The organism is Metabacillus indicus, assembly GCF_046603695.1.
Lineage (GTDB): Bacteria > Bacillota > Bacilli > Bacillales > Bacillaceae > Bacillus_P > Bacillus_P indicus.
Genome location: NZ_CP176757.1, coordinates 918,546 through 939,913, shown reverse-complemented (window position 1 = coordinate 939,913; position 21,368 = coordinate 918,546). Strand labels below are relative to the sequence as shown.

The following is a 21,368-nucleotide window of genomic DNA, read 5'->3' as shown; positions in this document are numbered from 1 at the left end:
AAAAAAAAACACGTCGGGAAATGTTATCCGACGTGTTTTACAATTTTCATTCTTCCGGCCTTGGCCCCGCATCAATGCCTCTGCTTTCAACCGTCATAATCGGCCTGCATGTGACATCGCCGTTCACTCGAATTTGGCAGGAAAGGCGCAGATGATCCTCCACTCCTTTTTCCGCAAACGCGTTTCGTTCTGTATTTGTTAAGTCTTCAAAATCCCCTTCGAGAATCTCTACGCGGCAGCTTGTGCATTTCGCTTTCCCGCCGCAGCGGTGAAGAATGTGCACTCCATTATCCTCAAGCGCTAAAACAAGTTTCTTTCCCATTTCTGTTTCAAATGAGCCGTGGCCCGGCACGTTAATTGTCGGCATTTTTATTCCTCCATTGGTTTCTGTTTTGATGAACCATCAAGCCGTGGGTCTTACAATTTGATGGCACTTATCTCCGAGTTCGGTACCATCAAGCCAGCGTTTCTCCCATTTGATGGCACTTATTTCCAAGTTCGGTACCATCAAGCAAGCGTTTCTTCCGTTTGATGGCACTTATCTCCGAGTTCGGAACCATCAAGCCAGCAGTTTCTCCCGTTTGATGGCACTTATCTCCGAGTTCAGAACCATCAAACCAGCGTTTCTCCCGTTTGATGGCACTTATCTCCGAGTTCAGAACCATCAAACCAGCGTTTCTCCCGTTTGATGGCACTTATCTCCGAGTTCGGTACCATCAAACCAGCGTTTCTCCCGTTTGATGGCACTTATCTCCGAGTTCGGAACCATCAAGCAAGCGTTTCTTCCGTTTGATGGCACTTATTTCCGAGTTCGGTACCATCAAGCCAGCAGTTTTCCGATTTGATGGCACTTATCCCAGAATTCAGAACCATCAAGCCAGAGACTTTCCCGTTTGATGGCACTTATCTCCGAAATCACAACCACCAAGCCGCAGAGTTTCCCGCTTGACGGCCCTTATCCCCGAGACCGGAACTTCAGTATCATCCTGACCTATTATCGGTCTTATTCATACATGTTTTATTTTTTCCTTGATACTATCTTTCGATATTCAAGTGGTGAAACTCCTTCCAGCCGCTTAAATATTTTTGTGAAGTAGGCGGGATCCTGTATGCCGGACTCTTTTGCAATGAATGAAATTTTATCGTCAGTAGTAGACAGAAGACGCTTCGCCTGTTCCATCCGGTACTGGGTTAAGTACTGTACAGGGGTGACGCCCATTGTTTTCTGCATGCATCTTGTGATGTAGTCGGGATGAAAGTGAAGTTCCTTTGCAACGTCCTCCATCTTCTTTTCTTCTTTGTAATGTTTCCTGATATAACGCAGCGTGTCTTCCACTACTTTTTCAGCCGCACTTGAGATCTTAAGTGATTCTTTTTGGAGATGAAGAACGATTTCCTGAAAATAAATCTGCTGCCTCAGCGGAAAATCAGGCGTCTGATGATCAAGGCGAGTAATGTTTTCAAAGATTTTTTCAACAAAATCGCGATGCAGGCATTCCCCGAAAGCCGGAATTTTAAATTGAAATTGGGGCGGAACGACAAAATCTCCGTCACGCGTCTGGATTTCTGCCCAATTTTCATACCCATCCCTGTACAGTGAAAAAGCACCTTCCATTTTGAAATGGCACCAAAAGACTCTTGTATCTTCTTTGCAGCTTTTATGTCCATAGTGTTCGAAGCCTGGAGTTAAGATGATGAACTGGCCGTCTTTTATTGTAAATGGTTCGCTGTTTTCCGTTATGTAAAGTTCTCCCGACTGGACATAAATCAGATCAAAGACGGTGAAAATGCGCTTAAAATGCTTGGATCCCTTTTTAAAAATCGCATCTCCGCCTTTTATAAAAGTTGGAAATGGAGGAATGTCAAAACCGATGTAGGACATGGCGCTCTCTCTCTTCAGGTCGTATTTTTCCAAAAATGATCGAAATCATCTCTTTTTATTATAGAAGATCATCTGTAAACTAGTAATGATTTTACGTAAGTTTTTGGGAAGGAGGATGTTTTTTGCCTCAATTGAAGAAAGATCGAAAATTGACATTATTTGCTCTTACCTGGCCTATTTTTATTGAGCTGTTTCTTCACATGCTGATGGGAAATGCGGACACCCTGATGCTCAGCCAGTATTCAGACAACTCGGTTGCAGCCGTCGGAGTCGCTAATCAGATTCTGAACATATTAATCGTAATGTTCGGTTTTGTTGCAACGGGAACGATCGTCCTGATTACACAGAACGTCGGTGCCGGCAACAGCAGAAGCGCCCTTGAGATTTCGCAAGTATCCATTGCAGCCAATCTGGTTCTCGGCCTGATTATCGGTGCAGCGGTCATTGCTTTCAGCGAAAACATGCTCATGATGATGAATATCCCGCCTGCCTTGATGGCAGAAGCTGACTATTACCTTAAGATGGTCGGAGGGCTCTGTTTCCTCCAGGCGCTTATCATGACCATTGGAGCTGTGCTTAAGAGCTACGGATTCACAAAGGATACGATGTATATCACAATCGGCATGAATATTCTTAATGTCATTGGGAATTATCTGTTTATTTTCGGTCCATTCGGCATTCCGGTTCTTGGAGTGGAGGGTGTTGCCCTTTCGACTGTTGTATCAAGGCTTGCTGGACTGATTGCTATTTCTTATCTCCTTGTAAAGCGGATTTCATTCCAAACGAAGGCGCTGGATGTTTTCAAACTGCCTGCTGCCCACCTGAAAAATCTGCTGAAGATCGGGGTCCCGTCCGCAGGCGAGCATCTTGCCTACAACGGATCGCAGATTGTCATTACCATTTTCATTACCATGCTTGGAGCCGAAGCGCTGACGACAAAGGTGTATGCGCAAAACCTGATGATGTTCATCTTCCTCTTCAGTCTCGCGATCAGCCAGGGAAATCAGATTCTCATTGGACAGATGACAGGAGCTAAAGAATATGATCAGGCTTACTCCAGATGCATGAAGTCGCTGTACTGGGGAATCGGCACATCGGCCGTCATTGCTGTCATATTCAGCATCTTTACTGACAGCCTGTTCGGAATTTTCACAGATAACACCGAGATTCTGCAGACAGGAGCTGTCCTGCTTCTGCTGACCATTATTCTTGAACCCGGCAGAGCTTTTAATCTGATCATCATCAGTGCGCTTAGAGCCGCAGGAGATGTAAAGTTCCCTGTATATATGGGTATTTTGTCCATGTGGGGAATCAGCGTTCCTCTTGCCTATGTGCTTGGGATTCAGTTTGAGCTGGGTCTTGCAGGTATCTGGATTGCTTTTATTGCTGATGAATGGCTGAGAGGCATTCTTATGCTTATAAGATGGAAGTCCAGAGTCTGGATCAATAAAGGATTTGTTTTACATTCAAAAGCAGCAACCTGACATCCGGCGGTTTCGCCGGATGTTTTTTCGCGTCAGCTTATGTGACGTGAATTGTAACCGCCATCAAAAAACACACAGGAAATTAGTCCTTATTTTTTATTATAATTTTCAGAAAAATGCTTGCTTTCTGCATGCTCTTGCCATATGATAATAAACATAACAACAGGTGTTATATTTCCTGACATGAAAATCAGTCTTTATTATCTTTTATTAAAAGGAGTGTGTTGAGGAATGGATGCTGTCGTGCTAATGGATAATTTATGGGTCGTCATTGCGGGTATACTTGTTTTGCTCATGCAAGGAGGATTTATTCTTCTTGAAGCGGGATCTACCCGGATGAAAAACGCCGGCCATATCGCAGGGAAGACGATTTTCACAGTTGGAATTGCCTCTCTTGTGTTCTGGGCAGTAGGGTACGGGTTCATTTACGGTGATGGCAACAAGTTTATCGGTCTTTCAAACTTCTTTTACGGAGATGCTTCTCCAGCAACTGACGGGCTGACCACTTCCGTTGATTTCTTTTTCCAGCTCGCCTTTGCAGCGATTGCCCTGACAATTGCCTTTGGCGGATTTGCAGAACGCGCTAAACTGTCTGCATATGTTATCTTCGCAGTCTTGTTCTCTGCATTGATCTATCCGGTTGTTGCCCACTGGATTTGGGGAGCCGGCTGGCTTAAGGATTTAGGCAAGCAGGACTTCGCAGGATCTACAGTTGTCCATTTAACTGGTGCAATGGCAGCACTCGCTGCAACGATTGTGTTAAAGCCAAGACTTGGAAAATACGCTAAAGACGGCACAATGAATCAACTTTTCGGCCATAACCAGGTGTACACGGCTCTTGGCGTTTTAATCCTTTGGGTCGGCTGGTTCGGATTTAACGCAGGAAGCACATTCGGCGTATCAGACGGATTTTTCGGATATGTAGCATTAAACACGCAGCTTGCAGCTGGTGCAGGTGCCATCGCAGCGATGATTGCGGTCCGTGTAATGACCGGAAAAGCTGATATTCCTACAACTTTAAATGGCGCTCTTGCCGGACTTGTCGCAATCACTGCCTCCTGTGCATTTGTTGCCCCGTGGGCAGCCGTTGTCATCGGACTTGTCGCCGGTGTTCTTGTCTACTTCAGCATGAAGCTGTTTGATAAAGCGAAAATTGATGATCCGATTTTTGCCCTTTCCGTTCACGGTGCGGCAGGCGTCTGGGGTACACTATCCACCGGTTTCTTCGCTACTCCGGAGCTTGCAGAGCGAAACGGAGGACTTGCAGGACTGTTCTACGGCGGAGGCCTCACACAGCTGGGCGTTCAAGCCATCGGCATTCTCTCATGTGCCGCTTATGCGTTCATCGTGTCTTACGTCATCCTGATTGTGATGAAAAAGGCCATGGGCACAATCCGCGTGACAGAAGAAGAAGAAATGATCGGTCTTGATATGAGTGAGCACGGCAGCTACGGCTACCCTGAATCATTCGCTTCTTTAGAAGAAGGCAAACCTGAGAAAAAAACAACAGCTTAACAGAGTGGTTTAGAGCGGTGTGATGCCGCTCTTTTTTTTGTGCAGAAAAATCTGTTCAGCCCCTCTGCGCACGGCCAGAGCGCGTTTCCTTGTACATCCTCCTGCGGTTTCTTATAATCAGAGTAGAGAGAGAGGTGCACAAATGAAAATTGATCAGTCCATCTATTATTTTTTCCTTTTCTGGTATGCGTGCGGTGTTGTTCTTTTAAGCTTTGATATTCTTCCTCCCGCCCTGGAATGGGCAAATGTGGTGTTCCTGATAGCTGCAGGCTTGATCGGAGGCATTTATTTCGTCCGTTCATACGGAACTTCAAAAGGACTTTCCATTTCTGCAATCATCGTCTTTTTCTCCATTTTTGCAGAGCACCTCGGCGTTGAGTACGGTATTTTGTTTGGCGACTACTACTACACGCAGGATTTCGGCCCTAAACTGATCGGCGTTCCCATCGCCATCGGATTTGCATGGCTGATGGTGATCGCCTCGTCGCATGCACTTGCCAAAGTGATCGCCTATAAGAAAAATGTGCTGATCTATGTTCTCACTGGCTCTTTGCTTGCGGTTCTGATGGATCTGATCATTGACCCTGTAGCCTACGAGGTTAAAGAATACTGGGTATGGCAGGCAGAAAGTTTTTACTACAACATTCCCTTTTCCAATTTTGCTGGATGGTTTATTGTCGCATTCATTCTGCATGCTTTCATCTACTTTCTTGTACATAGCGAAATGAACAAAAGCGGCATTTGGCACAGCCGGATGGTCCTTGTTTTCATTCTGATGCAGGCCATGTTCATCCTATTGGCGCTGATCAGCAAACTGTGGCTTGCCGTTACGGCCACCCTTGTGCTGACTGCTGCAGCGCTTGCTGTTTACTATTATTCTTTAAAGAGGTTCACTCATGATTGAAGCTGCCAAAAAGCCTTACTTTGAAAAGTTGTTTTTCCTTTATAACAGGCAGCTGTTTAAGCGCCATTTTAACGGGATTTACCTCGATGGTCCTGCTGAGCTGCCGGATCAGGCTATTATCTGCATGAATCACAGTTCATGGTGGGACGGTCTTCTTCTTTTCCACTGCAACCAGGTAAAAATAAAACACGATATCTATATCATGATGCACGAAAAAGGACTGAAGGAATTCCCCTTTTTCAGAAAGCTCGGCGCGTTTTCTGTTAACCGAGGGAAACCGAAAGACATTGTGCTTTCTCTTAAGTATGCCGGCAGAAAACTGGATGAGGGCAAGTCCGTCTGTCTTTTCCCGCAGGGGGATGAAATGCATCTCGAGAAGCGCCCTCTCGGCTTTTTGCCCGGGGCCATTTCATTGCTTGAGAAACACCCTCACGTTCCGGTCCTTCCCGTCATTTTTTACTATTCTTTTGGAGACCGGAAAAAGCAGGATCTTTTCGTCCGCATCTGTCCTCCCATTACATACAAAGAACTTACAGGGATATCCCGTAAAGAAAAGAACAGTTGTTTTGAGGAGCTGTTTACGAAAGAACTCGATTTCCTGAGGAATCAGGTCATCGAAAAGAACGTAAGCCATTTTGAAAATGTGCTGTAGAAGAAAGGTCGTTGCCCTATGAAAAAAGCAGTCGTTATCGGAGCCGGTCTTGGAGGGCTGTCAGCGGCCATTACTCTTGCAGCCGAAGGCTTTCATGTGGATGTGGTGGAGAAAAACAGGCATGCAGGCGGAAAGCTGATGCCTGTTTCCCTTTTAGACTATCATTTTGACTTTGGTCCAAATACGATTACCATGCCACAGGTTTTTGACCGAGTGTTTTCAAAAGCAGGCATGAGGATGAGTGACGTTCTGAACATGAAAAAGCTTGATGTTCATACGCGCAACGTTTTTAGTGATGGAACGGTCTTTGATTTTACAAGCGATTCCGCCGCCATGAAAGAGCAGCTGAAGAAAATCGATCCGTTCGCCGCACAGCATTATGATGAATTTCTAAAAGAAATCACAAGATTATACAAACTGTCGGAAACGCACTTTTTCCCAAAAATGTTTGAGTCATTTGCAGACTACCTTTCACCTTCCCTTGGAACAGCGCTGCTGAAAGTCCGGCCGCTCGAGTCCATGCATCACTTTTTCGGCAGATATTTTAAAAACCCTGAGCTGATCAAGGCATTTGACCGGTATGCAACATATATCGGTTCCTCTCCGTACATCTCTCCTGCCACGTTTTCAATGATTGCTTACCTTGAGCTTGTGCAGGGTGTTTTTTACGCAGAAGGCGGGAATGTGAAAATTGCAGAAGGATTTAAAGCGGCTGCAGAAAAACTTGGCGTGCGGTTTCATTTCGGGTCGAAGGTGAAAAGGATTCAAGTGCAAAATAAGAAGGTGTCATCTGTTCTCCTTGAAGACGGACGATCTTTTCAGGCTGATGAGGTCATCATGAATGCCGATCTGCTTCAGGCTTATCCTGAACTTGTTGACGAACAGCACCGTCCGGGATTTAAAGTTTCCAAGCGCGACAGCTACCAGCCGTCCATCTCTGCATTTGTTATTTTGGCCGGCTTGAAAAAAAGACATAGGGAGCTGCTGCATCATAATGTCTTTTTCTCAAAGGATTATAAAGAGGAATTTATTGATCTGTTTTCGGAGCATCGGTACAGCAGCGATCCGACCATCTACATCAGCAATTCCTCCTATACGGACAAAAGCGTATCCCCGGCAGGAGATAATCTGTTCATCCTTGTCAATGCCCCTGCTCTTACAAGAGAGGGAGAGCTTGCTGTCGATGCAGAAGCCTACAAGGAACGGATCTATGATATTCTGGAGGCAAAAGGACTTGAGATCCGAAACGCGCTTGCCTGTGAAAGAGTGATAACTCCACTTGAAATCGCTGACACCTTCGGAGCATACCGCGGAGCTCTTTACGGCATCTCAGCCAACAGAAAAATGGATGCCTTCCTCCGCCCTTCCAATTTTTCAAAAGACATCCGCAATCTTTCCTTCGTTGGCGGCAGCACCCATCCCGGAGGAGGTTCACCAATGGTAACCTTGAGCGGAATGAACGTCGGAGAGGCTGTTGCTTCGAGGTACAGAAACTAAAAAACTGTTTCCCTGAATGCGGGAAACAGTTTTTTATTAGCTCATTGCTGCTTTATGATTTCACGTACCGCAATAAGTCTTGTAAGGCTGGTCGCCACTCGGAGGAAGCTTGCAGTATTCTTCCTGTTCCGGGGAGTACGCATAAGGATTTTCCAATACACGCAGCAGCTTCTCAGTCACACTGTAATCTCCATCTGCCGCGGCTGCAATCGCCTCTTCTACCCGGTGATTGCGGGCAATGACTGCGGGGTTGCTGTTTTTCATCAGCTGCAGCGAATCCTCTTTTGATTGCGTCTGCCTGCCCAGCCGCTCTTCCCAAAGACGGTTCCACTTTCCGAACTCCTCTGATTGAAACAGGGCAGAGTCCCCGTATGAACCAGTCGTGAGCGACCTGAATGAATTTGTGTAATCCGCACGATGCTTCTGCATCATCTTCAGCCATTCCTGAACGAGAGATCCGTCCTCTTCTTCCTGATGGAACAATCCTAATTTTGCCCTCATTCCATTAAGCCAGTTCTGCTTATATAAATCACTGTACGCTGAGAGGGCATCCTGCGCGATCTCAACCGCCTTTTCCTCATCCTCATGAAGCAGCGGCAAAAGTGATTCTGCCAGTCTCGCAAGGTTCCAGCCGCCGATGTAAGGCTGATTGCCGTATGCATAGCGACCGTTTACATCAATGGAGCTGAATACGGTTTCCGGATCATATGTGTCCATGAAGGCACATGGTCCGTAATCGATCGTTTCTCCGCTGATTGTCATGTTGTCGGTGTTCATGACACCGTGAATAAATCCTGCAAGCTGCCATTTCGCAATGAGGTCAGCCTGCCTGTCAATCACTTTCTTTAAAAAAGACAGATAGGCGTTTTCACTTTCATCAATCTCCGGATCATGCCGCTTAATTGCATAGTCAGCAAGCGCCTTTAAATCCTCTATGCTTCCCCAGTTAGCCGCATACTGGAAGGTGCCAACCCTGATGTGGCTTGAAGCGATCCGGGTCAGAACCGCACCAGGCAAAAATGATTCCCGGATGACAGGGTCTCCCGTTGTGATCACTGCAAGACTCCGTGTCGTCGGGATGCCAAGGCCATGCATGGCTTCACTTATGATGTACTCCCGAAGCATCGGACCAAGAGCAGCCCGGCCATCGCCTCCCCGGGAGAATTTTGTCCTTCCTCCGCCCTTCAGCTGAATATCGATTCGTCTTTCATCCGGCGTCAGGTGTTCACCAATCAGGATTGCCCGGCCGTCGCCAAGCATAGTAAAATGGCCAAATTGATGACCTGCGTATGCTTGTGCAAGCGGCTCTGCACCGTCCGGAATCCGGTTTCCTGCAAAAACGTCCGCATCCTTTTTTAATGTGTCAGCACCGAGCCCGAGAGAAGCAGCCAGTTTTTCATTGAATAGCACAATCTCAGGAGAACTTGCCGGAGCCGGTTTCTGACTGGCAAAAAAGAGTGACGGAAGACGCATGTAGCTGTTGTCAAAGTTCCATCCGCTGGTTAATTTTTTCATCCTGTCTCCTTTTCTATCCTTATTTGGTTATTTTCTGTTATGACTCAATTATTTCAGAGGAAGCGGAATTACTCAAGAAAGAACAAAAGCGCAAGCGCCTTGAACAGATCCGATAGGCAGATAAGAATCCGGCAGAAAAGTCCGGGTTTGACTTTTTTGCTGGATTTGTTCTGACAGAGGATCTAGGCGGTGGAGCTGGACGCAGAACACGTTTTAATGTTTTTTACAGCCCATTTTTTATAATTTCCATCAGAAAAACAGCCCGAAACGGACTGTTTTCATTCTGCTCTATTCATTTCCCTTCCATCCACTCTGGCTTTCCGAATCCTTTAAAATCTTTGTCTATCGCTTTCTCAAACTCGTCTGATTCAACAACGTCTTTAATATCCTCAGCGATTTCAGATTCTGCGTCTTTTGTATTCATCACAACACGATTGCGGTGCACGTCATTCATATTCTCCAGAGTCACCGCATCCGCAAGGTCCATTTTAGCCGCAAGGGCAAAGTTCCCCGGCACGGCAGATAGGTCGGCATCTTCTACAGCTCTTGGAAGCTGCGCAGCTTCAATCGGAAGGAACTTCAGTTTTTTAGGATTCTCTGTCACATCTTTTTCAGATACTTGAAGCGGGCTGACCTCTTCATTTAACTGAATCAGTCCTGCGTCCTTCAGAATATGAAGCGCCCTGGCAGCATTCGTCGGATCGTTCGGAATAGCGACTGACGCGCCATCTTTGACTTCATCAATCTTCTTTACCTTGTCTGAGTACAATCCCATTGGAGCCGTCGGCACTGTGATAATTTCCGAAAGTTCCAGTTTGCTTTGCTCAGCAAATGTTTCCATGTAAATTTTGTGCTGAAAGAGGTTGGCATCGAGTTCATCATTGCCCAGGGCATTATTGGGCTGAATATAATCGTTGAACTGAACCACCTCAACTTCATATCCCTTTTTTTCAAGACCGGGTTTAATAGCCAGTTCCACCATATCTGTGTAGGGACCGGCTGATGCGCCGATTTTAATTTCTTTCTTCTCTCCGTTAGTTTCCTCTGCGCCGCACGCAGACAGGATTCCCGCTCCTGCTACTAATAATGCCAACACCATTTTCTTCATGTCTTTTTCCCCCTAAATAAATAAAAAAATTCCTCCTTCATTCAGAAAGAGGAATCGTATATATGACGACTTATCTTTCAGAATGAAGGACATTCTGCAGGATTTAGCACCGTTCCATTTAAGGAGGTTGCCGGACGTCGCAGGGCCTGTTCCCTCAGTCACTCTTGATAAGCAAGCTATTAAATTGAATAACGTAATCTTATACTGCGTAATGGGTTCTGTCAATCATTATTTTAGAATAATCAAAATAGTGAGATTAACAGACTGCCAAAAAGCACCGTCCCGATGAAGACGGTGCAGCGCTGAGCTGTGTTCAAAATCAGATTTGCGAAAGAATCGCATGTTTTTCTTCACTTGACACAAAATTCCGCTCACCGAACACATTGTAGTCATTCAAGCGGATTTTATTAAGGATTGCACGGTAGAAGTGTCCGGCAGCTTTCACAGGTGCGCGGGAATGCAGAGGATATTCATGCATAGTCAGCATCGCTGTATCGTAATGCTTTTCCGCTTCTGCGGCAAGATGCTCCCACACTCTGATAAATTCAGGGGTTACCTTCTGCTGCTGCAGATCAAATTCGGTCATTTTATGTTTTGCCATTACCTCTTCAGGGACGTAAATGCGGCCGCGTTCGAGATCTTCTCCGATATCCCTGAGGATGTTCGTCAGCTGCATGCCGAGTCCAAGAGCGATAGCCCCTTCGCGAAGAACGTTTGTCTTCTTCGGAGCAAGCACCGGCAAAAGCATGAGGCCGACTGTGCTTGCAACGTGATACGAATAATCAAGCACTTCTTCCATAGACTGATAGCGGATTTTGACAAGATCCATTCCCTGGCCTTTAATCATGTCCCGGAAGGCTTCCACATCCATATCGTAATTGGTGAATGTATCGTGCAGGGCCACCCACATGAAATTATCTTTAGAGTAATCCCCTCTTAGAAAAGAGTCGAATTCAGCCGTGAATTCCATTAACTCTTCACTTGGCCTCTCTCCCTCGTCTACGATGTCATCGACGATTCTGCAGAAGGCGTATACAGCCCACACTGCTTTTCTTTTTTTAGGAGGCAGAAGCGAAAAAGCTTTATAGAAAGTTTTAGAATGATGCCGGATGACTTCTTCACATTGCTGATAGGCCTGTTTTAAATCAACCACTCAGACTCACTCCTTCCCTCTCTTTGTTTTGATGATCGGATAAGATGGCAGAAACCATCAGCTTCGCCCCCTGCATAACGATTGGGATCCCGCCTCCGGGGTGGATCGAAGCTCCTGCTGCATAAACGTTTGTGAGCTTGGATGGTTTAACCTGCGGTCTGAACACGCCGGATTGGAACAAAGTCGGAGCGATGCCGAAGCTTCCTCCCTGAAAGAGTCCTTCCATTTCTTTGTCATCCGGTGTTCTGACTTTTTTCCACTGGATTGACTTTCTGAGACCGGGAAATCCTCTTTCTTCAAGCTGATCAATAACCTTTTCAACAAAACCTTCCTGTTCCCCCCAGTTGATCGAACTGCCTGATGGCACCGGCACAAGTGCATATAAAACGCCGTGGCCCTCGGGTGCAAGTGAGGAATCGATTACAGAAGGATGAAATGCGTAGATGGAAGGATCTGACGGAACTTCTTTCGTTTCAAAGATTTCTTTCATATGCTGCTGAAAATTCGAGCCCATAAAAAACTGATGCACAGGTGAATCCGTGTAGACTTTGTCCAGTCCGAAGTAAAGCAGAACACAGCTGGATGACGCCGTATAGTTTCTTGCAGGCATTGACTCCTTTGGAATCATCTTTGATGCGCCTGGAAAATCGCCGTTTAAAACAAAGGCATCCGCCTTGACTTCTTCTCCGTTTACAATCAAAGCCGCTGCTTGATCGCCCTCTGTCACTACTCTTTCAACATTAGCATTTTTCATCACCTTTACGCCAGAATTTAGAAGGGCATTTTCAAGAACCGTTACAAGAGAAGCATAACCGCCTTTCAGATAATAAATGCCATGCTTGTGCTCGCTGAATGAAATGAGCGAATAAAGGGCCGGTGAATCAAGCGGATTGCCTCCAATATAAAGTGTCTGCAGGGAATAGGCCTGCCGGATTCTCTCATCCTGAAAATAGGCTTTTAACGAGTTGTTTACAGATTTATAAGCTTTCAGGTGCACGAGCGTTTTCAGGTTGTTGCGCGTCCAGAACGTTCGCTTATCGTGAAAGGATTTCTCGAGAAACTGGTCCTTACCAAGGTTGAAGCGGATTTCCATGTCTTTCATGAACTGAACGAAGCCCTCTTCATTTCCCGGAAAGTTCTCCTTTATCTCCTGGATCTGCCGTTCAATGGAATTATATTTCGTGTACGAAGATCCGTCTTTAAAGTGCAGTTTATAAAGCGGATTGATATTGATTAATTCGTACTGATCACGGCTAATTCCTGCTTCATTCAAAATGGATGTGAGCATTTCCGGCAAAAGAACAATTGTCGGGCCCTCATCAATCCTATACCCCTGCTCTTCTGTAAAGGCAAGCCTTCCTCCAAGTCTGTCTCTCTTTTCAAACAAACTGACCTCATATCCTTTTTTCCTGAGCATCAGAGCTGAAATAAGCCCGCCAATGCCGCCGCCCGCTATTGCAATTTTCATAGTGCATTCCCCAATTTCTTTTCAGATTTGATCGGTACAGCATGACTGGTTTCGTTCAATATGGCATTGGTCGTGATCCTTGCTGATTCTAGGATGGTTGGAAGCCCGCTGCCCGGATGAGTTCCTCCTCCGACAAGCCAGCAGTTGTTCAGCTCTTCAAATTTGTTGTGGGGTCTGAGCACCATCATCTGTGTCAGCTGATGGCCTAAATTAAAGGTTGCTCCTTTATAGACAAGAATGTCTTCTTCCCAGTTCTTCGGCGTAATGATTTTTTCCGTTTCAATATGATTTTTCAAGTTTTTAAACTGCGTTTTCCGTTCAATTGTCTCAAACACCAGTTCCCGGAACTCTTCCTGATGCTGTTCCCAGTCAATATTGCTGAAGTTGTTTGGTACCGGGGCAAGTATGTAAAGCGCAGACTTGCCTTCAGGCGCCAGAGTATCATCTGTTGCAGCCGCATTCTGAATATAGATGGACGGATCCCCTGACAGCTTGAGGGTTTTCGTGATTTCCTCTACGTTTCTCTTATAATCTTCAGAAAAAACGATTGTATGGTGAGGCAGATCATATTTTTTATCGAGACCGAGGTAGATCATGAAGGTTGAACAGGAGTATTTTTTCTTCTCCAGTTTTTCTTTTGAGAATTTCTTTAATGTACCCGGTTCAACGAGATTTGACATAACGTGGGCGAAATCGCCGTTGATGACGACTTCATCAGCAGCTGCTGTCGTTCCGTCTTCAAGAATGACGCCTTTCACATCCTTGCCTTGGAGCAGCAGTTTTTTCACTCCTTTTCCGAGGTGGATCGTGCCCCCATGCTCTTTAAGCACAGCTGCCATTGCTTTTGACAGCTGGTTTACTCCGCCTCTTGGATGAAAAATTCCATATTCATGCTCCATAAAAGAAAGGATCGAAAATGCGCCTGGACATTCCCATGGTGACATGCCAAGATACTTGGACTGAAACGTAAAGGCATATTTGACTCGTTCGTCTTTAAAATACTGAGATAGAACATCGTAAAGTGATTTGGTAACCGTCAATTGCGGAAGAGCCTTGATGACCTTCCAGCTCAAGTAATGACTGAAGCGGTCCATTTTGCTTTGCAGAATCGGAGTCAATGCCGCCATTTTTCTGCGCGTATCGTTCATGAACCTGTTATAGCCTTTGCCGTCCCCCGGCGAAAACTCTTCTAATCTCTCGACCATTTTTTCCGGATTTTTTGTCATTTTTAAGGACTGATCGTCAAAAATCAGTTCGTACATTTCTTCAAGTTCAATCATGTCCATATAATCATGAAGGTTTCTCCCGGCTGAAGCGAAAATCTCTTCAGCAATATGGATCATGCTCAAAAAGGTCGGCCCCATATCAAATGTGAATCCGTCCAGTTCAATGGAAGCGTTGCGCCCACCGACATATGGCTGTTTTTCATATACGTCTACCTGGTACCCCTGACTTGCTAAATTCATGGCAGCTGCCAAGCCGCCAGGCCCTGCACCGATGACGATGATTTTTTTAGCCATGTTTTACTCCTCCTAATTCCTGTACAACAGTTATACAAACATTATACAATTCAATTTATTAAAACACAATCAATTAGGTTCTCCCTTTTTTTACTATTCCCTAATAGGTACGATTTCAGCAGCTTTTCAGATCATTTGACGCACATAAAAAAGCCCGGCTATTTCGCCGGACTCGCTTCTATCATATTCACCGCTGCTTCAAATGTAAGAATTTCGTTCTCCCAAACGGCATTTCCCTTCATGACCTGATCTTTCAGTCCCAAAGGCACAACATAAACGCCGTTCACTGGTCTGAGCTCTTTCACTTCTTCTCCTTCGAGATAATAGATCTCAAATTCCGGTTCTCCTTCTCTGTTGGCAGCACTCAGCGTGAAAGTGTTTGAGTAATAGGTATCAAGCACATCACCTTTCAGGCTGTTTGTATAATATGGGTCTATTTTCTTGGTACAGCCTTTAACTTTAAACTTGCAGTATTCAGGCTTGATAGACTCAAGCGTTTTCTCATTCCATACGACCGATATAACCGGCGGTTTGGACAAGTCCGGTAAATCGTCATCTTCCTCTCTGCCGCTGTTCCATATGGCTATAAATAAGGGGACTCCAATAAAAACAAGAACAAGTGCAACAAATGCAGTGTCCCATTTCGTTCCTTTCACCGGCTCATGCTTACGGTGATACAAAAGCCATTCATCAAACAGAAAATATAAAAACCCTGCGAAAACAGTCAGGAGAATTCCATAAACCTCCCGAAAAATAAAAAAGCCGACTATCGCAGCAGATAAGACGTGAATAGAAAAGTTCAGAAGCCTTCTGCTCTTGCCCTTGTTGCGCACTATGTAATAGGAGACGATGCTCACAGGCAGCCCAACAGCCACAATAAAGCCCCCGGCAGCCAAGAGAAAAACCGGCATCATCATCCATGCATCCCAAAAATCCAAATAACCATTAACAGCACCAGAAATAAGGCTCAACAGAAGGAATGTCAAGCTAAGGCCAAAAGCTGCCAAGACTGCACTCAAGATTTTTTTATAAAACATCATCTTCACCCCGCTCCTAATTTTAACATAAAGAGGAAATTAATAGAGTTTGTTTCATTACAAAAAGCCGGCTCAGCCGGCTTTTACGATTCATCAATATCAATTCTGTAGGTTTCAAACCAGACGTGGATCTGTGCAAGATGGGCAAGAAGCTGCGGCCCGGTCATCAGCTGTCCGTACCACGGCGCCTTGAAAGCACTGCCTTCTGATTCGATGATGTCATGCAGCGCCTTTTTATCAAAAAATGTATGCAGCGCTGAATCCTTTTTCTGCGTAAGAGACTGCAGCCACGTTTTGACCGCTTTTGTGTAATGAGGATTGTGCGTTTTAGGATACGGACTCTTTTTCCGGTAGAGCACCTCGTTTGGCAGAGAACCTTCGAGCGCTTTGCGGAGTATGCCTTTTTCCCGGTCTCCGTGCATCTTCATCTCCCACGGAATGTTCCAGACATATTCAACAAGACGGTGATCTGCAAACGGCACCCGGACTTCAAGGCTTGCGCCCATGCTCATGCGGTCTTTGCGGTCAAGCAGCGTCGTCATAAACCAAAGGATGTTCAAATAAAACAGCTGTCTGCGTTTTGACTCTGTCTCAGATTCCCCGTCGAGCAGCGGCGTCTCTTTCAGCGTCTCCTGATATCTCATTTTCACGTATTCTTTTAAGTTCAGCTTGCTTTGCCAGTCCTTGTGAAGCAGATTCATGCGTGCATCCGTAGACCTCATCCACGGAAAGGCTTCTTCCGATAAATCCTGCGGCCTGTGGAACCACGGATAGCCTCCAAAAATTTCATCCGCACACTCTCCGGACAGACCCACAACAAAGTCTTTCTTTATCTCACGGCAGAACCAGAGCAGAGATGAATCAATATCCGCCATTCCCGGAAGGTCTCTGACTTCAACCGCTTCCGTCAAGTTGTCAACGAGCTGCTGCTGCGTGATAACAGACCGGTGATGAACAGTCTGGAAAGCTTCTGTCATTTTATCAATCCAAGGGGCATCCGAGTTCGGCTGAAATTCATTTGCTTTGAAAAACTTCTCGTTATCTTCATAATCGATTGAAAATGTGTGGAGCGGACCTTTTCCCTCTTTTTCAAAAGCCTTTGCCGCAATAGCGGTAATGGCGCTTGAATCAAGGCCTCCGGATAAAAAGGTGCAAACCGGCACATCGGATACAAGCTGCCTTGTCACAGCATCATTCACAAGGAACCCGACGCGGCTTACCGTTTCATCAAATGTATCTATATGCCTGGCACTTTTCACATTCCAGTATCTCCATACCTTTATTCCATTCTTGGAAAATGTCATGGCATGGGCAGGACGCAGTTCTTTTATCCCTTTAAAAACCCCGATGCCAGGCGTTCTGGATGGTCCGAGGCCAAATATTTCGCTCATCCCTTCCCGGTCTAGCACAGCCTTTTGATCCGGGTGTGCAAGAATAGCTTTCAGCTCGGAGCCGAAAATGAGAGATGCGTCCTTCTCTGCATAAAATAACGGCTTTACTCCCAGTCTGTCTCTTGCGATAAATACGGATTCACGGGCAGCATCCCACACCGCAAAGGCAAAAATGCCGTTTAGATGATTGACACACTCTTCTTTCCATTCCATATAGGCAGTCAGCAGCACCTCTGTATCTGAATGGCCTCTGAATGTGTAGCCCCTTTTAAGAAGTTCCGTGCGGATGTCTTCTGTATTATAAAGCTCCCCATTGTAGCAAATCGTGTACTCATTTTCTTCCCTGCTTCTTGTCATCGGCTGCCTGCCGCCTTCAGGGTCCACAACAACGAGACGTTTATGTCCAAACAGAACATGCTGCTCTCCCCACAAGTTCGTATCATCCGGTCCGCGCTTGGATAAGCACTCCGCCATGGCTTTCATGACAGTTTTTTGCTGTTTGAGGTCTTTCTGGTAGTCAACCCAGCCTGTTATTCCACACATCTGCCTTTCACTCCCCGTTTTTACTGTCTGATAGGTCTCAGACGGTCAAAGATGTACCTATCCTATGCTTACTTTATGAAGTGTTGATTTGTCCTTATCACGTTTTCTTCAGGCAAGTATAAAGGCATTCTGCATAATTCTTCCTCCTTTTGGAAAAAACGAATGATAAGAACATGGGCAAAGGAGGCTGCGTTATGCTGTCAAAACAGAAGCACCGGCTGTTTGAGCGTCAAAAAAGAGCGCACATAACCGGATTTATTGAGATTGGCGAGGATCAGGAAATCTTATTTTATGATGATGAGCATGAGGAAGTGACGATTCTTCATTTCAAAAAAGATGAAAAAGTGGAGATTCTTTTAGAAGACAGCTGGTATCATGGGATTTATAGCGGAAACGGCCAGCTATCGGTTCCGACGGGGATGCATAAGCTCCGTGAAAATGATACCCTCCGCATTCCCAAAAAGGTGCAGTATGCGCTTGATTATATGCTGAAGGAAGCTACTGATGACTCATTTGTTTCCTTTACGTCAAAACTGAATGAACTTTCCTTTTCGATTCATGACTGCATCTACAGCTACAATCAGATGGTCTTTCTTGAAGAAACAGAAGAGAAAAAAGGGGTTTCCTTCTACCAGTTTGATAACGAAGAAGCCGTCTGCGCCGTGCAGCATCACTTCCTGAGAGGAAACAAGCATGAAGACAGATTCGAATTTACAGTATGTACTGGAACAAGAGCTCTATTAACCCAGCTGAAACCATAAAAAAACCTCCGCAAAAAGTTGCGGAGGTTTTTTCATTAAAACAGCTTTAAGCCAAGCGGAAGACGCAGGCCAAGCAGAATAACAACAATCAATGCAATGACAAACTGAATCCAGAAAATGCGTGTCGGCTTGCCCTTTTTTCCGCGGACAAGGATCATTTCCATCATGCCGATGACATAGATTCCAAGAATGACTTTTCCGATGTACTCTCCAGTGATTGCGCCAAGGCCGAGCAGCAGCTGAATTCCTGAAGCAATAATCAGCAGATAGAACAGTCTTAGTGTCATGTGAACAATTTTAAACGGTTTTTCTTTTCCCGACTTGAAGAGGGAGTTCGCAACGAAAAATAGAATGAGTGCGACAACCCAGGTCGTGATATGCAAGTGTGTCATGTGGCATTCCTCCTCTTTTAAACATGGTAATCCATCCATATAATATCATGAATCTCACCAAAAAATGAAATGTAAGCGCATCTCCCCGCCTATTGTTTTCTTGAAAAAGGTAGGCTATTGTAGTACTTGAGGAATGCTAGATTCCTGTTTTACAAGACTTAAACGCACCAGGAGGGGATATTGTGTCTAAATCAGTACAAATCATCAGCTTGACTGAAAAATACGGGGCAAATAATTATCATCCGCTGCCGATCGTTATTTCCAAGGCAGAAGGGGTTTGGGTAGAGGATCCTGAAGGAAACAAATATATGGATATGCTCAGTGCTTACTCAGCAGTCAATCAGGGCCACCGCCACCCTAAGATCATTGAAGCACTTAAGGAACAGGCCGACAAAATCACCCTGACTTCCAGAGCTTTTCACAACGACCAGCTCGGACCGTGGTATGAGAAAGTATCGGCTTTAACTGGGAAAGAAATGGTTCTTCCGATGAATACAGGTGCTGAGGCCGTTGAAACCGCTGTAAAAACAGTGCGCCGGTGGGCATATGATGTGAAAGGGGTACCTGCTGATCAGGCTGAGATCATCGTGTGCGAGGAAAATTTCCACGGCCGTACAATGACAGCGGTATCAATGAGTTCAAGCGATGAATACAAGCGCGGTTTCGGACCGATGCTTCCGGGAATAAAAGTCATTCCGTTCGGTGATCTTGATGCACTGAAAGCAGCAATCACACCGAATACGGCTGCTTTCATTTTCGAGCCGATTCAAGGCGAAGCAGGCATCCACATTCCTGAAGAAGGCTTCCTGAAAGCTGCTTTTGACATTTGCAAAGAACAAAACGTTCTCTATGTTGCAGATGAAATCCAGGCAGGCCTTGGCCGGTCCGGCAAGCTTTTTGCCTGCGACTGGGAAGACGTTAAGCCTGACATGTACATTCTTGGAAAAGCACTTGGAGGCGGGGTTTTCCCTATTTCCTGCGTAGCTGCAGACAAAGATGTCCTTGGTGTATTTGAGCCGGGTTCACATGGTTCAACGTTCGGAGGAAACCCTCTTGCGTGCGCTGTTTCCATCGCTGCACTTGACGTCCTGACAGAGGAAAAGCTTCCTGAGCGCTCACTTGAACTCGGCGCTTATATGCAGGAGAAGCTTCGCGAAATCAGCAATCCTGTCATTAAAGAAGTACGCGGAAGAGGTTTATTCATCGGCCTTGAGCTGACTGAAGCTGCCCGCCCTTACTGCGAGAAGCTGAAAGAAGAAGGCCTTCTGTGCAAGGAGACACATGATACGGTCATCCGGTTTGCACCGCCGCTTGTCATTTCAAAAGAAGATCTTGACTGGGCGATTGAAAAAGTGAAGAAGGTTCTTTCCTAATAGAGAAGATTAAAGAAGCACACCGGTTTCGGTGTGCTTCTAGCATGTTATTCAGCAATCGTGTTGCTTAACGTTCCGATGCCTTCAATTGATATTTCGACAGTATCTCCAGGGCTTAAATATTTTGGCGGCTTAAACCCTTTCCCGACTCCTGCCGGTGTTCCGGTTGCAATGATATCACCCGGTTCAAGTGTCGTGCCCTGTGAAATGGTTGAAATTACATTTTCAATGGAGAAAATCATGTCTTTCGTATGGCCTTCCTGTCTGACTTCACCATTTACTTTTGTGACGAGAGAGAGTGCGTAAGGATCAGGAACGGCCGATTTATGGACAATATACGGTCCCATTGGACAGGATGTATCAAGGCTTTTACCGAGAAGAAACTGTTTGTGCCTTGACTGAAGATCCCTGGCTGTGATGTCATTCAATACGGTATATCCGTATACGTAATCCATTGCTTCAGCTTCCGGAATCCGTTTCCCCTTTTTCCCGATAATGACCGCAAGCTCACCCTCGTAGTCCAGCTCACTTGTCAAATGAAGGTGAGGGTCTATCTTTTGTCCATGGCCCGTTACGGCTGTAGGGACTTTTGAAAAAAGCATCACATGCTCCGGAATATCCGCTTCGCTTCCAAGCTCAATCGCATGTTCCCTGTAATTTTTACCGACGCAGAAAATGTTCTTCCGCGGAGAAGCAATAGGAGGAAGCCATGTTACATCCGTCAGAGAATATAAAAAGGATTCTGTCTCATCCGCCTTTTTCACATACATCTGCAGCTGTTTCAGGTGATTGAAAAACTTTTCTCCCATTTCAATGCATTCAATCATTGACTGCGGGGCTGATTCCATGTCAAACCATTTTTTCTCTGCCCTTTGAATATCAAGAATCTTGTTTTCTTCCATAATCAGTCCGATGAAGGTCCTTCCGCCAATCTGAGCTGTTGCAAGTTTCATTGTTACCCCCCGTTATCTCTTTAATCTAAACTGCCTGATAATGTATCTTATTCGATAAAGAATGACACATTTCCTCTAAAAAAACGCCTGTCTGTCCGGCAGCATTTTTCTTTGGCATAAGACCTATGAAAAACAGATCGAAACCTATCCCGCTTTGTAGAAACCTGTAATGTTTTTTGTTATTTTAGCGAAATCAAACCATTTTGTACAACCCTGTGTA

The 21,368-nt window shown here is 45.5% G+C and carries 19 protein-coding genes and 1 riboswitch; of the genes, 7 read left to right on the top strand and 12 right to left on the bottom strand.

The genetic code is table 11. The annotated features are described in order from the left end of the window. Positions 1 to 46: 46 nt before the first annotated feature. The 3 genes from ACK1LH_RS04740 to ACK1LH_RS04730 form a co-directional block, all read right to left on the bottom strand. Complete coding sequence (locus ACK1LH_RS04740; RefSeq protein WP_029283830.1) at positions 47 to 367, bottom strand: 2Fe-2S iron-sulfur cluster-binding protein; 321 nt, start codon at positions 365 to 367, stop codon at positions 47 to 49. Between the two features lie 88 nt (positions 368 to 455). After that, entirely contained in the window at positions 456 to 668 is a 213-nt protein-coding gene (locus ACK1LH_RS04735) for a hypothetical protein (RefSeq protein WP_411334616.1), read from the bottom strand. Between the two features lie 350 nt (positions 669 to 1,018). Next, entirely contained in the window at positions 1,019 to 1,882 is an 864-nt protein-coding gene (locus ACK1LH_RS04730) for a helix-turn-helix domain-containing protein (RefSeq protein ID WP_029283828.1), read from the bottom strand. A 131-nt stretch (positions 1,883 to 2,013) separates the two neighbouring features. Between ACK1LH_RS04730 and ACK1LH_RS04725 the strand changes: the two genes are divergently transcribed. The 5 genes from ACK1LH_RS04725 (at position 2,014) to ACK1LH_RS04705 (ending at position 7,934) form a co-directional block, all read left to right on the top strand. Beyond that, a complete protein-coding gene (locus tag ACK1LH_RS04725) occupies positions 2,014 to 3,366 on the top strand; it encodes an MATE family efflux transporter (RefSeq protein WP_029283826.1) in 1,353 nt (450 codons plus the stop codon). A 231-nt stretch (positions 3,367 to 3,597) separates the two neighbouring features. Next, positions 3,598 to 4,881, top strand: a complete 1,284-nt coding sequence (locus ACK1LH_RS04720; RefSeq protein ID WP_029283824.1) for an ammonium transporter — start codon at positions 3,598 to 3,600, stop codon at positions 4,879 to 4,881. 142 nt (positions 4,882 to 5,023) lie between these two features. Then, a complete protein-coding gene (locus ACK1LH_RS04715; RefSeq protein WP_029283822.1) occupies positions 5,024 to 5,785 on the top strand; it encodes a carotenoid biosynthesis protein in 762 nt (253 codons plus the stop codon). Beyond that, the gene (locus ACK1LH_RS04710) at positions 5,778 to 6,437 is read left to right on the top strand and encodes a lysophospholipid acyltransferase family protein (RefSeq protein ID WP_029283820.1); all 660 of its coding nucleotides are present in this window, start codon (positions 5,778 to 5,780) and stop codon (positions 6,435 to 6,437) included. Before ACK1LH_RS04715 ends, ACK1LH_RS04710 begins: the two co-directional genes overlap by 8 nt. A gap of 18 nt (positions 6,438 to 6,455) precedes the next feature. Further along, positions 6,456 to 7,934 carry a phytoene desaturase family protein gene (locus ACK1LH_RS04705; RefSeq protein ID WP_411334615.1) on the top strand — a complete coding sequence of 493 codons (1,479 nt, stop codon included), beginning with the start codon at positions 6,456 to 6,458 and terminating at the stop codon, positions 7,932 to 7,934. Positions 7,935 to 7,994: 60 nt separating this feature from the next. On the opposite strand, the gene ACK1LH_RS04700 is transcribed toward ACK1LH_RS04705, so the two are convergent. The 7 genes from ACK1LH_RS04700 to asnB form a co-directional block, all read right to left on the bottom strand. Continuing rightward, positions 7,995 to 9,449 (bottom strand): protein adenylyltransferase SelO, encoded by a 1,455-nt coding sequence (locus tag ACK1LH_RS04700; protein ID WP_411334614.1) that lies wholly within the window; start codon positions 9,447 to 9,449, stop codon positions 7,995 to 7,997. A gap of 292 nt (positions 9,450 to 9,741) precedes the next feature. After that, complete coding sequence (locus ACK1LH_RS04695; protein WP_411334613.1) at positions 9,742 to 10,557, bottom strand: MetQ/NlpA family ABC transporter substrate-binding protein; 816 nt, start codon at positions 10,555 to 10,557, stop codon at positions 9,742 to 9,744. Between the two features lie 67 nt (positions 10,558 to 10,624). After that, positions 10,625 to 10,731: riboswitch (SAM riboswitch) on the bottom strand. Between the two features lie 145 nt (positions 10,732 to 10,876). Next, complete coding sequence (locus ACK1LH_RS04690) at positions 10,877 to 11,710, bottom strand: phytoene/squalene synthase family protein (protein WP_029283810.1); 834 nt, start codon at positions 11,708 to 11,710, stop codon at positions 10,877 to 10,879. Further along, positions 11,703 to 13,178, bottom strand: coding sequence for a phytoene desaturase family protein (locus tag ACK1LH_RS04685; RefSeq protein WP_029283808.1), 1,476 nt, complete (start codon positions 13,176 to 13,178; stop codon positions 11,703 to 11,705). The genes ACK1LH_RS04690 and ACK1LH_RS04685 overlap by 8 nt, the downstream gene beginning before the upstream one ends. Then, complete coding sequence (locus ACK1LH_RS04680; RefSeq protein WP_029283807.1) at positions 13,175 to 14,698, bottom strand: phytoene desaturase family protein; 1,524 nt, start codon at positions 14,696 to 14,698, stop codon at positions 13,175 to 13,177. The genes ACK1LH_RS04685 and ACK1LH_RS04680 overlap by 4 nt, the downstream gene beginning before the upstream one ends. Before the next feature lie 158 nt (positions 14,699 to 14,856). After that, on the bottom strand, positions 14,857 to 15,738 hold the full coding sequence (locus ACK1LH_RS04675) for a hypothetical protein (RefSeq protein WP_411334612.1): 882 nt from the start codon (positions 15,736 to 15,738) through the stop codon (positions 14,857 to 14,859). 80 nt (positions 15,739 to 15,818) lie between these two features. Then, positions 15,819 to 17,669: an asparagine synthase (glutamine-hydrolyzing) gene (gene asnB, locus ACK1LH_RS04670; protein ID WP_029283803.1), complete on the bottom strand. Its 1,851-nt coding sequence runs from the start codon at positions 17,667 to 17,669 to the stop codon at positions 15,819 to 15,821. A 194-nt stretch (positions 17,670 to 17,863) separates the two neighbouring features. Between asnB and ACK1LH_RS04665 the strand changes: the two genes are divergently transcribed. Further along, entirely contained in the window at positions 17,864 to 18,430 is a 567-nt protein-coding gene (locus tag ACK1LH_RS04665; RefSeq protein WP_029567333.1) for a DUF2777 family protein, read from the top strand. A 35-nt stretch (positions 18,431 to 18,465) separates the two neighbouring features. Here the strand turns inward: ACK1LH_RS04665 and ACK1LH_RS04660 are convergent, their stop codons facing one another. After that, on the bottom strand, positions 18,466 to 18,822 hold the full coding sequence (locus ACK1LH_RS04660; RefSeq protein WP_029283799.1) for a YisL family protein: 357 nt from the start codon (positions 18,820 to 18,822) through the stop codon (positions 18,466 to 18,468). 182 nt (positions 18,823 to 19,004) lie between these two features. On the opposite strand from ACK1LH_RS04660, the gene ACK1LH_RS04655 reads away from it, so the two are divergent. Continuing rightward, complete coding sequence (locus ACK1LH_RS04655) at positions 19,005 to 20,195, top strand: ornithine--oxo-acid transaminase (RefSeq protein WP_029283797.1); 1,191 nt, start codon at positions 19,005 to 19,007, stop codon at positions 20,193 to 20,195. 47 nt (positions 20,196 to 20,242) lie between these two features. On the opposite strand, the gene ACK1LH_RS04650 is transcribed toward ACK1LH_RS04655, so the two are convergent. Further along, the gene (locus ACK1LH_RS04650; protein ID WP_029567332.1) at positions 20,243 to 21,148 is read right to left on the bottom strand and encodes a fumarylacetoacetate hydrolase family protein; all 906 of its coding nucleotides are present in this window, start codon (positions 21,146 to 21,148) and stop codon (positions 20,243 to 20,245) included. Between the last annotated feature and the right edge of the window lie 220 nt (positions 21,149 to 21,368).

What these genes read in the sequence shown, in the direction of transcription:
- ACK1LH_RS04720 (WP_029283824.1), top strand. Translation starts at nt 3,598, where the DNA reads ATGGATGCTGTCGTGCTAATGGATAATTTATGGGTCGTCATTGCGGGT.
- ACK1LH_RS04715 (WP_029283822.1), top strand. Translation starts at nt 5,024, where the DNA reads ATGAAAATTGATCAGTCCATCTATTATTTTTTCCTTTTCTGGTATGCG.
- ACK1LH_RS04675 (WP_411334612.1), bottom strand. Translation starts at nt 15,738, where the DNA reads ATGATGTTTTATAAAAAAATCTTGAGTGCAGTCTTGGCAGCTTTTGGC.
- ACK1LH_RS04710 (WP_029283820.1), top strand. Translation starts at nt 5,778, where the DNA reads ATGATTGAAGCTGCCAAAAAGCCTTACTTTGAAAAGTTGTTTTTCCTT.
- ACK1LH_RS04685 (WP_029283808.1), bottom strand. Translation starts at nt 13,178, where the DNA reads ATGAAAATTGCAATAGCGGGCGGCGGCATTGGCGGGCTTATTTCAGCT.
- ACK1LH_RS04660 (WP_029283799.1), bottom strand. Translation starts at nt 18,822, where the DNA reads ATGACACACTTGCATATCACGACCTGGGTTGTCGCACTCATTCTATTT.
- ACK1LH_RS04680 (WP_029283807.1), bottom strand. Translation starts at nt 14,698, where the DNA reads ATGGCTAAAAAAATCATCGTCATCGGTGCAGGGCCTGGCGGCTTGGCA.
- ACK1LH_RS04705 (WP_411334615.1), top strand. Translation starts at nt 6,456, where the DNA reads ATGAAAAAAGCAGTCGTTATCGGAGCCGGTCTTGGAGGGCTGTCAGCG.
- ACK1LH_RS04695 (WP_411334613.1), bottom strand. Translation starts at nt 10,557, where the DNA reads ATGAAGAAAATGGTGTTGGCATTATTAGTAGCAGGAGCGGGAATCCTG.
- ACK1LH_RS04665 (WP_029567333.1), top strand. Translation starts at nt 17,864, where the DNA reads ATGCTGTCAAAACAGAAGCACCGGCTGTTTGAGCGTCAAAAAAGAGCG.
- ACK1LH_RS04730 (WP_029283828.1), bottom strand. Translation starts at nt 1,882, where the DNA reads ATGTCCTACATCGGTTTTGACATTCCTCCATTTCCAACTTTTATAAAA.
- ACK1LH_RS04740 (WP_029283830.1), bottom strand. Translation starts at nt 367, where the DNA reads ATGCCGACAATTAACGTGCCGGGCCACGGCTCATTTGAAACAGAAATG.
- ACK1LH_RS04650 (WP_029567332.1), bottom strand. Translation starts at nt 21,148, where the DNA reads ATGAAACTTGCAACAGCTCAGATTGGCGGAAGGACCTTCATCGGACTG.
- ACK1LH_RS04700 (WP_411334614.1), bottom strand. Translation starts at nt 9,449, where the DNA reads ATGAAAAAATTAACCAGCGGATGGAACTTTGACAACAGCTACATGCGT.
- asnB (WP_029283803.1), bottom strand. Translation starts at nt 17,669, where the DNA reads ATGTGTGGAATAACAGGCTGGGTTGACTACCAGAAAGACCTCAAACAG.